This is a genomic window from Paraburkholderia mimosarum LMG 23256 = NBRC 106338 (assembly GCF_000739815.1).
Classification (GTDB): Bacteria; Pseudomonadota; Gammaproteobacteria; order Burkholderiales; family Burkholderiaceae; genus Paraburkholderia; species Paraburkholderia mimosarum.
Genome location: NZ_BBJJ01000129.1, coordinates 1 through 9,484, shown reverse-complemented (window position 1 = coordinate 9,484; position 9,484 = coordinate 1). Strand labels below are relative to the sequence as shown.

Genomic DNA, 9,484 nt, shown 5'->3' with positions numbered 1-9,484 from the left:
GCTGCTGCCCGAACCGCCGTTACCTGAAGCGCCGTTTCCATGGCCACTGTTGCCGCCGCTGGCCGACCCGCCGCTTGCTGAGCCGCCGCTTGCTGAGCCGCCGCTTGCTGAGCCGCCGCTTGCTGAGCCGCCGCTTGCTGAGCCGCCGCTTGCTGAGCCGCCGCTTGCTGAGCCGCCGCTTGCTGAGCCGCCGCTTGCTGAGCCGCCGCTTGCTGAGCCGCCGCTTGCTGAGCCGCCGCTTGCTGACCCGCCGCTTGCTGAACTGCCGCTTGCTGAACCTCCGCTTGCTGAGCCGCCGCTGGCCGACCCGCCGCTTGCTGAACCTCCGCTTGCTGAGCCGCCGCTTGCAGACCCGCCGCTTGCCGAACCGCCGCTTGCTGAGCCTCCGCTTGCTGAGCCGCCGCTTGCCGACCCGCCGCTTGCTGAACCGCCGCTGCCCGAGCCGCCGCTTGCCGAACCGCCGCTGCCAGAACCATTGGTGGCTGAACCGCTACCGCCCGAACTACCGTTAACGGAACCGCCAGCCCCTTGTTGACTGCCTCCGGCGCCACTATTGCTCTGGCTGCCGCCACTACCCGTTCCATTGGTGCCCCGATCGCCGCTCCCGCCCTGGCTGCCTCCACTTCCGGTTGCAGTGGCTCCCGTGCTCCCGCTCCCGGTACTTCCCGCAGCGATGCCCCCCGCGCCTGCGCCGCGTGTTCCAGTGCCGCCCAATCCATTGTGCGGAGTTCCTGGGCTAGCGACTGCGACGCCGGCCCCGCCACCGATTTCCGCATCACCGGCAGTCCCGCCTCCGGTCCCGGAACTTTCGGTGCCCGTGCCGGGGTTGGCTGCAAGGCCCGTCGCGACACCCGGATTTTCGGCACCGCCTGCCCCGAAGCTATTGCCCACGACCAGGCCCGCGCCGTCTGTCAAACCAGCGCCTTCCCCCGTAGCGGGTGCTCCGCTCGCAAGCGGCTGTACAACTCCAGCGAGAGTATTCGTTCCACTTGCAGGCGCTTCAACGCCACTCAGAAACGCTTGCTCAACGTCATTGGGTTGCGTATTCGGCGAGTGTCCGGCGACGGACGTATTCGCCATCACAACTGCTGCGTGAAGACTGACTGCCAGCATCGTCAGTACTTTCCACGGTCCCCGATCTCCATGCCCCGGAATAATGGTTTTCACTTTGCACTCCTGATTAGCTGGATCGTTGCACGACCCGTGCTCAATTGTCAGGCGGCATCCGTGATGCCTCGCCTTCAGCCGCCTTTCCCCTTTTGTGTGAGTCAAGTTATCTGGGACATCGGGCATCAACCGTTCGTTAACCAACGAAACGCTGAAAGCGAGGGGATATCCCCATGGACCGATTGCCTGCGCGCGATGTGAAGTCGGTACCTGGTGTGCCGGACAAAGGGTGCCCGTACCAGGGGGCGACCGATTTAAACAGGCATTGGCGACGCACTGACGCATACAAACTGCTTACAGTGTCGGATATAGTTGATATATCAACTTGATTGACGGAGGGACGATGACGACCGAGCATCGATTTGTCGGGACGCTGGAAGCGCGATTGCTGGACGTGCTGGCGGATGGATCGCAACGAAGCGTCGCGCAGTTGGCCGCAGCCTCGGGTGTGGCTGGCCGGCGATTAGCATACGCGCTTAGGGAGCTAGTCTTGAGCGGCGACGTGCATGTCTCGCAGCGCGACAGTCGAAATGGCGAGTGCCATTTCAAGCGTGGCCTCGCTCCCGTTAAAGACCGAACACGACGCGCGCAACAGTCGACGGGCACTGCGAACAAGTCGCCCACGATGGACCCGGTCTCCGCGGCCTTTCATGCGATGGTGTCCATGGGGCATTTGGTTCCAGCGTAACGGCATATGACACTCTAAAAAAAAGAAGTGAGATTACCTTTGTTGTCCTGAAGAAAAGCTGATCATGAACTGCAAGCCTAAAATCATTCACTGGGAGGACGTTGAACCTACACGTACCTTCCTGAAGTATTCAATTGCTGCCAGCGATCTGGGTCTCGGGCTGGACGAATGGCCTCTGTTCCTCGAAACGGCCATGGGCAGCGGCAGGCCATTTGAGCGCATGCAGCGACTGGAACACGGTACCTTGTACCGGCAGGGAAGAGATCTGGTCCTGCTCGTGTTTAACAGCAACATCATTAATCGCAAGGTCTGGTCATCGCCATGTCGTGAGAAAGCGTTGTCGATGGTTGTCTCTTAACGAAACCGGGTAAGTAGCCTTTATTTCATAAATTGATCTCACAACGCGCGTCGCGATGCCATGCGCGACGCGATAGCGCGCTCAGCGGGTCTCGGACAATCCGGTTTTCGTCATCCAGGCGCCCTTCGCTTGCGGAGATTCGGGCGGCGATACTGTCTCGGCAGGCTCAAATCACGCCGCCAACGCCACGCTCCCTGTATCAGCCCGGGCATGAGTGCGCGCCATGCGCAAAAGGAGGTCGTCGTGAAAGCGGTTATTCTCGCAGTCACCGCCACATCGGCCATTGCTGCATCGCTCGCGGCGTTCGCCCAGTCGGACGCGCAGTCGCCCGTCACACGTGCGCAGGTGCGCGCCGAACTCCAGCAACTCGAGCAGGCTGGTTACAGACTCTCAGGCGAGGATCCCAACTACCCGCAAGACATTCAGGCAGCAGAAGCGCGCGCCGCTGCCCGGAATGGCTCGACCGCGTACGGTGGCGTATTGAGCGGGTCATCGGCATCTGGCTCGTCTACTACGGGCTTGCCCTCTGCTCCCGCGAGTCAGGTATACGATTACTGAGCAGCCCGCTACGTCAGACGGGGTACATCCGGTTGTTGGCGGCCCCGTCGCTGACGCTGGCGATGTAATCAGCCATCGAGATGGCCCGTCAACTGTGTGAGGGCCCGCACACTTGCCATGGTGATGCGGCCAGGCCCAGGGAAAGGCGCCCCCTCTCCGACAACGCAGCAGCCCGCGCCGGGGTGGCCCAACCCACCATCGGCGCCAAAATGATGGGGACAGTGATACCGGGCTTTGTGAGCAGTTTGATTGCGTTGATGCAGCAAGAGCGCTAGCCAGGCTCCCCAGTTCAAAAGTCCAGTGCTTAATACCGGCGCAACTGCACGTGCCAGTCGCTGAAGCGTGCGTGCGCAATATTGATGGTTGGAACAGACTGAACGCCGGCCTATCCTGAAGAAGCGGATCGGGGCATGTCGTCGTTCCGATCGAACATTATCTAACATGCCTCGTGCTGCTATTGGCCTACCGGTGGCTGGCACGCGACGTTCCTTGCACGATCCATGCGCCCTTCAAGCGAGCCGGACTCACTGCCAATCCGCCGCTCGCGTCTTTAGGCGGCCAACCGGACCGGAGTCTGAGAGAGGCGCGCCCTCGCCGTAATCTGGAGACGCATCATGAACACTGAGGCCTACCAGTCCTGCATCGACGCATGCGATGCTTGCGCCGCCGCCTGTGACCGCTGTGCATCGGCGTGCCTCGCAGCCGCTGGCGTCGCAGCGATGACCAAGTGCATTCGACTCGATGCTGATTGCGCATCCCTGTGCCGATTCACGTCCGCTGCACTGGCTCGGCAGAGTCATCTCGCCCCCGAACTTTGTGCGCTGTGCGCGAGGATCTGCCACGAGTGTGCAGAGGAATGCGGCCGCCATGCGCCCGAGCACTGCGGCACGTGCAGCGATGCTTGCCGCGTATGCGCGGAAGCCTGCCGCGAGATTTGATGTTCACGTGTGCGTCTACGGCACGCCCCGGGACGGAAATCGGCGGCGGAGACCGGTTGCGCATGCGTCCGGAGCCAGGATCGGCGGCGCGCCAGGCTTGGTGTGCATAACTCGATGTTGCGACGATCGGCGCCGTTGGAATAGATGGGCAATCGAATAAGCCCAATGACGGCGTTTGGCGTGCGCCGTGCAAAAGCAGCACTTTCCCGCGTGCGTAAGTCCCGCCCGGCAACCGCTCAATGCCGCACGATTTCGGCCTGCTGGAACGTCGTAATGGGCGGGCACTCGCCTGAGGCTTTCGTGGATTGTTATGTGTGTCTCTGCGTACGCTTCCCGTGCGAGCGCGCACTGCTGAAGGACGCGGCACGTGCTTCGCCGAGAGCGATCATCGCGTCGGCGAGCTGTTCCATTTGCGATTCCATGGATCTCTTGTCGCCGGACTGCATGGAAACAAAGGCGCCATCAAAGCCAAGCATGCCGAAGTGAGCAATGTCTTCGACGACGTCTGAATCCAGGGCGTCACCCTGGACGCTGAACGCGTCGCGGACAAGCCCCCGCATGTAGTTGCGGCCCTCGTTGCGAACGCGAATGACCGTCTCCAGGGCTTCGGGATCGGCTGCCTCATTGCTCATGACCATGATGAGCAGCAGGCGCAGGAAGTTTTCCCTGTTCCTGAACACTTCGCCTGCCTTCCTGAGGTACCAGCCCAGCCGTTCACGCGGCGTTTCACCTTGGGGCTCCCGGTGAGCTTCCTGCATGGCTGCAAAAAAACCGTGGGCGCCCTCGGCCATCACTTCGGCAAGCAGTCCGCCCTTTGAACCAAAGTGATGGTAGATCGCGCTCTTCGGTATGCCGGTAGCATTGACCAAGGCCGACATTGAAGTGCCTGCATAACCGCACGCGGACATCACACGTGAGGCAGCGTCGAGGATTTCCTGGCGCGATTTCTGCCCGCGCCGATTGGTTGTCTTTTGTGACTTTTCCATTGAACGATGATAGTCCGCGAAGTCATGAACCGAACGGTACATTTCTCATGGCTTGCCCTAATATTGCATCCTGGACCAATTGGTACACTTTTCATTGTGGGCAAACGCGCCGCCAGTCCGTGAACCGCAGGTCGGGAGAATCATGAAGGACGGAAAGTTCAGTGAGACTGCCTCGATGAAACTGCCCACAGTCGGAGCCATGCGCGGGTGGTTGATACGGATGACTCAACCGGGCCTGTGGTACACGGGGAAGCCAGTGTGGCGACAAGGCACCGGGGCTTTGTCAAAGCTGCCCGAAACGGTGCTGGAGCGTGGGGATGTGAAAGCGGCGGCCCCGGGCAACGCGGGCGATCTCATGCCGCGATCGCAGGAACCCGAAATTGGCTATGTGACTGCCGCGCTTGCCCATGAAGTTGACCAGCCGCTCACAGCCATCCTCAGCAACGCTCAGGCGGCGCAGCGGTTTCTTGCCCAGTCCCCTCCGGCGCTGAGTGACTTGCGTGAGCTGCTCGCCGAGGTCGTCGCCGACAGCATGCGTGCGCACACCATCATTCGTAACATGCGCCTTTCAGCCAGACGCGAACGCGCAGGGACGAGCGCCGTTGACCCAGGCAGCCTCGTGCGCGACGTCATCAGGCTGCTGCGTCGCGAGGCCGACTCCTGCGACGCGCAAGTCTGCGCACAGGTCAACGAAGATCTTCCGCCGGTGCACGGCGATGTCATTCAACTCCAGCAGGTGCTCGTCAATCTGCTGCGCAATGCCCTCGATGCGGTGCGCGAGTGTCCCGCGGGACATCGCAGGGTATGCGTTACCGTCGGTGCGACTGCTGATCGGTGCAAGGTGCGCATTGCCGTGAGCGACGAGGGCGCGGGGACAGCCTGCGACCAGATCGAAACGCTCTTCAAACCTTTCGTCACGTCCAAGCCGCAGGGCTTGGGGCTGGGTCTGCCGATCAGCCGGAACATCGTCATCGCACATGGGGGCCAGCTCCGGGCCGAGCGCAATGCCGGGCGCGGCCTGACGTTCCATGTTGAACTTCCCGCGCAGTCGAGATTCCGATAACCGGAGACGCGTAGGCCGAACCGGTACGCATGCTCATCGGCAGTGGCTTCGATACGCCGGAGCTTCATCCGTGAAAATGGCGCGAAGACGGGGGCTGTCGTGGGTGCATGCACTATGCATATATAGTTGAAAGCACAACCATCGGGCGAAGGTCCGATATCAGTGAGAACGGCGCAGGACTAAGCTGAACGCGAAAAGCAATACATTGGGAGTTCCTTGCCATGAAAAATCTGTTCTCAAATCTCGGGCGCCTGGTCAGGGCAATGGGCGCGAAAAGTGCCAAGCGTCACGATTCTGTCTGGCACGTCACCATGCTGCGGCAGCAGGCAGTGATGTCGGGACACACGGCGCGGATGCCAGGCAGCGCGCGCAGGGCTCGCGCTCAGGCGAAATGGTAAACACAGCAGGAGGGCTGAAGGGTAGGATGCGCGTTGTTGTACTGAACGCAGGTTCACGGTCCATCTTCGATGTTCGGAAGAAGGACGACCTTCACGGGATTGTGACTTCCAGACAAGGCTAAAGAGCAGAGCATGGACACGACATACCCCGTTTCTGAAGATTTCCGATTCTCTCTCGTCCTCATCAAGCCGACTCATTACGACGACGACGGCTATCCGATTCAGTGGCTCCGCTCGGTCATGCCGTCCAATACACTCGCTTGTATGTATGCGCTTGCTGATGACGCGCGAAAGCGAAATCTGCTGGGTGCTGGCGTCCGTTTCGAGATCGAAACATACGATGAAACCAACCAGCGGGTGTGGCCAGAGCGCATCATTCGTGACCTGAAGGCAAAGGGCGGGAGATCGATGATCGGTCTGGTCGGTGTCCAGTCGAACCAGTACCCGCGCGCACTCGACCTCGCCCGCCAGTTCCGTGCCGCAGGCTTGCCGGTTGCAATCGGTGGCTTCCACGTTTCCGGCTGCATCTCCATGCTGCCCGAGATGCCCGCTGAGCTTAAGGAGGCGCAAGCAATGGGCGTGGCGCTCTTCGCAGGGGAGGCCGAGGAACGGCGTCTTGACGAGGTTCTTCTCGATGCGTGGAACGGGGCAATGAAGCCCTTGTACCATTTCATGGACACCTTGCCTTCGCTAGAAGGTGCTCCCCAGCCTTTCTTGCCGCGCAAGCACATCGAGCGCACGGCAGGTACCTATACCTCGGTTGACCTTGGCCGGGGTTGCCCGTATCAGTGCTCGTTTTGCACCATCATCAACGTGCAGGGGCACAAGAGTCGCTTTCGCACCCCCGACGATCTGGAAAAGATCATCCGCGAGAACGCAAAGCAGGGCATCGACCGGTTCTTCGTCACGGACGATAATTTCGCCCGCAACCATGACTGGGAGATCCTTCTCGACCGCGTCATCGAACTTCGGGAAAAGGAAGGTATTCATTGCGGCTTCACGATCCAGGTCGACACGCTCTGTCACAAGATTCCAGACTTCATCGAGAAGGCCACGCGCGCGGGTGTGCGTCGCGTGTTCATCGGCCTTGAGAATATCAATCCCGAGAATCTGATTGCGGCGAAGAAGCGGCAGAACAAGATCACCGAATACCGCGCCATGCTGCAGAAGTGGCGCGCCCACGGCGCGATCACCTATGCCGGTTATATCATCGGATTCCCGGCAGACACGAAAGAATCGATCCTGCGCGACATCGAAATCATCAAGCGAGAATTGCCAATCGACATTCTCGAGTTCTTCATGCTCACCCCGCTTCCGGGCTCCGAAGATCATCAGACGATGGTTAGAAACGGCGAATGGATGGACCCGGACATCAACAAATACGACACCAACCACCGCGTCACGCACCACGCGAAAATGTCGGACGCCGAATGGGAAGAAGCATATCGGTGTGCCTGGAGCACGTTTTACTCGTACGAGCACATCCGCACGATCGTCAAGCGGGCAGCGCAGATCCCGAACGGCCGACCGAAGACGATCATGCGCACAATCGCGTGGTTCAGACTGATGATCGAACATGAGGGTGTGCATCCGCTCGAGGGGGGAGCCCTGCGAATGAAACACCGCCGTGACCGCCGTTGGGGACTACCGGTCGAATCGCGGCTTCGCTTCTATCCGCGCTACTGGTGTGAGACCGTTGTCAAGATGACGAAATATCTGCGCTTCTACCTCAGGACAGAGGCTACCCTCAGGGCAGTCATGAAGGCACCGGACCGTTACGCCTACACGGATATCGCCATCACGCCGCTGCAGGAAGAGGAGTTCGAGCAGCTAGGACTGTTCCACGCCACGAGCGGCGGCGAGGCAGCGCTGGCTGTCCACCACCGGCGTATTGCCATCCGGTCATCGGGCCCGTCTGCAGCGTGATATCGCTGATGATTGCATTCGGTTCGCGTCCCGAGTGCTCGCGCGTCTCTATCACCCAACGCCGGTTAATTCACGACTTTCGGGATTGGGTTTTTTATGGTTGCCGCTTGCTGAAAGGTAGATTACGGACTTGGCCTGCTGCGCCGGTGCTTGCCGCAATCGCGGGCGCCGTGCAGCGTCCACTGCCGGGCCTCATCGGACAGACGGTTGGTAGAGCTCGAGCGAGATCCGGCGATGTCCGCGGCGTAATCCGCATCACATCGTCAAATCTGCGTCAGCAAACACAGACGCCGGTGGCACCATATCGCCGTCATCGAGCGTCTGGGGAATGAAATCCCGCAGAAAATCTACCCAGCTTCTGATCTTCGCATCCAGATACTCGCGAGACACGTAGAGGACGCGGATGTGGGTCTCATTCATGCGATGTGTCGGCAGTACACGTAGCAGCGTGCCGTTGCGCAGCCACGGCATCGCAGTCCATAGAGGCAGCGCGCCAATGCCTCGGCCGTCGCGTATTGCGAGCGCCATGGCTTCTGCAACGTTGACCTGAAAGGGCGACGGAGGAAGCTCAAAGGTTTCCATACCATTAGGGCCATCCAGATTCCATCGGCTTTGGGGGAATGCCGGACTGCTGGTGCGCATGCATGTGTGATCGGCGAGGTCGGCCACCGTGGAAGGGATGCCGTGCCGGGAGAGATACGAAGGCGACGCGCACAAAATGTTACAGGTCTTCGCGACCGGGACCGACACGAGACCGGAGTCCGGCAACTCAATCGCGCCCAGTTGAACCGACACGTCGTAGCCTTCCTCGATCAGGTCGGGAACGTGCTGTGAAAGCGTTAATTCGACGCAGACCTGTGGAAACAGCTCCTGGTACCGCAGGACTGCGGGCATCACATAGTGCTGACCGAAGCTGGCGGTGGCATGCACTCGCAGACGCCCTGACGGAAGCAAGTGCGCATTCGATGCCTCCGCCTCCGCTTGATCCACAAAAGCGAGAATCTGGTAGCAATCCCGCAGGTAGCGCTGACCTGCGTCCGTCAGTCCAACGTGGCGAGTCGAACGGTTGAGCAGGCGCGTCTGCAGATGTGCCTCAAGTTCAGTGACGGCCCGCGAAACCCGACCGGTCGACTTATCCACGGAGTTGGCTGCAGCGGTGAAGCTACCAGCTTCAACTACGCGCACAAACATCCTCATGTTGCTTAGTGTGTCCATGATGTTTCCTTTATTCCGCTGCATAGCCCAGATCGCGATGGGAAGCGGCAACGCCGGTCATGCCGTATTGGCCTACCCGCTCGATGCATCCATATAATCTTTTGCCGAAACTGCAATCGTTTGCAGAAGTGCAGCGCCATCCAGAAGCTCGGGTTTGGCCCTGGCGGCAGGACCTGTGACCTGCCGC

At 60.4% G+C, this 9,484-nt stretch carries 9 protein-coding genes; 7 read left to right on the top strand and 2 right to left on the bottom strand.

Going from position 1 to position 9,484, the window contains the following annotated elements; translation table 11 throughout:
* The 4 genes from BMI01S_RS34820 to BMI01S_RS34805 form a co-directional block, all read left to right on the top strand.
* Window positions 1–512: hypothetical protein (locus BMI01S_RS34820; protein ID WP_218002766.1), on the top strand; the 512-nt coding region annotated here is incomplete at its 5' end.
* Window positions 513–1,510: 998 nt separating this feature from the next.
* Complete coding sequence (locus BMI01S_RS34815; protein WP_028232832.1) at window positions 1,511–1,855, top strand: hypothetical protein; 345 nt, start codon at window positions 1,511–1,513, stop codon at window positions 1,853–1,855.
* A gap of 64 nt (window positions 1,856–1,919) precedes the next feature.
* A complete protein-coding gene (locus BMI01S_RS34810) occupies window positions 1,920–2,213 on the top strand; it encodes a hypothetical protein (RefSeq protein ID WP_028232831.1) in 294 nt (97 codons plus the stop codon).
* A 243-nt stretch (window positions 2,214–2,456) separates the two neighbouring features.
* A complete protein-coding gene (locus BMI01S_RS34805) occupies window positions 2,457–2,771 on the top strand; it encodes a DUF4148 domain-containing protein (protein ID WP_028232830.1) in 315 nt (104 codons plus the stop codon).
* Between the two features lie 1,246 nt (window positions 2,772–4,017).
* Here BMI01S_RS34805 and BMI01S_RS34795 read toward each other — a convergent pair.
* Entirely contained in the window at window positions 4,018–4,737 is a 720-nt protein-coding gene (locus BMI01S_RS34795; RefSeq protein ID WP_238328029.1) for a TetR/AcrR family transcriptional regulator, read from the bottom strand.
* Between the two features lie 100 nt (window positions 4,738–4,837).
* Between BMI01S_RS34795 and BMI01S_RS34790 the strand changes: the two genes are divergently transcribed.
* The 3 genes from BMI01S_RS34790 to BMI01S_RS34785 all read left to right on the top strand — a co-directional run bounded on the left by BMI01S_RS34790 (window position 4,838) and on the right by BMI01S_RS34785 (window position 8,082).
* Window positions 4,838–5,758 carry a sensor histidine kinase gene (locus BMI01S_RS34790; protein ID WP_081716166.1) on the top strand — a complete coding sequence of 307 codons (921 nt, stop codon included), beginning with the start codon at window positions 4,838–4,840 and terminating at the stop codon, window positions 5,756–5,758.
* Window positions 5,759–5,979: 221 nt separating this feature from the next.
* The gene (locus BMI01S_RS41515; RefSeq protein ID WP_154671477.1) at window positions 5,980–6,156 is read left to right on the top strand and encodes a hypothetical protein; all 177 of its coding nucleotides are present in this window, start codon (window positions 5,980–5,982) and stop codon (window positions 6,154–6,156) included.
* 132 nt (window positions 6,157–6,288) lie between these two features.
* Window positions 6,289–8,082: a B12-binding domain-containing radical SAM protein gene (locus BMI01S_RS34785; RefSeq protein ID WP_028232828.1), complete on the top strand. Its 1,794-nt coding sequence runs from the start codon at window positions 6,289–6,291 to the stop codon at window positions 8,080–8,082.
* 255 nt (window positions 8,083–8,337) lie between these two features.
* Here the strand turns inward: BMI01S_RS34785 and BMI01S_RS34780 are convergent, their stop codons facing one another.
* Window positions 8,338–9,297, bottom strand: coding sequence for a LysR family transcriptional regulator (locus tag BMI01S_RS34780; protein ID WP_042292420.1), 960 nt, complete (start codon window positions 9,295–9,297; stop codon window positions 8,338–8,340).
* Between the last annotated feature and the right edge of the window lie 187 nt (window positions 9,298–9,484).

Coding starts and splice junctions, on each gene's coding strand:
- BMI01S_RS41515 (WP_154671477.1), top strand. CDS start 5,980: ATGAAAAATCTGTTCTCAAATCTCGGGCGCCTGGTCAGGGCAATGGGC.
- BMI01S_RS34795 (WP_238328029.1), bottom strand. CDS start 4,737: ATGTACCGTTCGGTTCATGACTTCGCGGACTATCATCGTTCAATGGAA.
- BMI01S_RS34790 (WP_081716166.1), top strand. CDS start 4,838: ATGAAGGACGGAAAGTTCAGTGAGACTGCCTCGATGAAACTGCCCACA.
- BMI01S_RS34810 (WP_028232831.1), top strand. CDS start 1,920: ATGAACTGCAAGCCTAAAATCATTCACTGGGAGGACGTTGAACCTACA.
- BMI01S_RS34785 (WP_028232828.1), top strand. CDS start 6,289: ATGGACACGACATACCCCGTTTCTGAAGATTTCCGATTCTCTCTCGTC.
- BMI01S_RS34780 (WP_042292420.1), bottom strand. CDS start 9,297: ATGGACACACTAAGCAACATGAGGATGTTTGTGCGCGTAGTTGAAGCT.
- BMI01S_RS34815 (WP_028232832.1), top strand. CDS start 1,511: ATGACGACCGAGCATCGATTTGTCGGGACGCTGGAAGCGCGATTGCTG.